The 398-nt window shown below is 71.6% G+C and carries 1 pseudogene; it reads left to right on the top strand.

Annotation, left to right across the window (positions count from 1 at the left end):
• Window positions 1-204: 204 nt before the first annotated feature.
• A pseudogene (locus ACLZOT_RS50255) lies at window positions 205-398 on the top strand (hypothetical protein); the annotation flags it as partial.

Below are 398 nucleotides of genomic sequence, written 5' to 3'. Positions count from 1 at the left end.
CCGTCCCCTGCGCGCGTCGCGCCGCCTGAGGTCGCTCCCGAGTTCCATCTGGCTCACCACCGGGTGTCGATCCGGGCCGTGTGCGCCCGGTGCTTTCAGGGTCAGCTTGCAGGAGGCATAGTGCATGCCATTGGCTGACATGGACAGGCACATGCGCGGAAACCCCGTGTGCATGCGTGAGAACCCGACGTGTGGGAGCCGGCGATGCGGACAACGCGACTGCGGACCGTGCACCCCGTCCTGTGGGCCGGCTGGGCCGCGCTCGCCGCGGGCGCGGTGCTGTGCGTCATCGGCTGGTACGGCGTCTCCGGCGAGCGGTTCGCCGAGCGGCAGCTGCCGTATCTCGCGTCCTGCACGGTGCCCGGGGCCGCGCTGATCGTCGCCGGGGCGGTGCTGCT

Origin of the sequence: Streptomyces sp. 4F14 (genome assembly GCF_048159485.1) — a bacterium.
Classification (GTDB): domain Bacteria; phylum Actinomycetota; class Actinomycetes; order Streptomycetales; family Streptomycetaceae; genus Streptomyces.
Note: the sequence above shows the minus strand (reverse complement) of the source record. Positions and strands in the feature narration are given on the sequence as shown.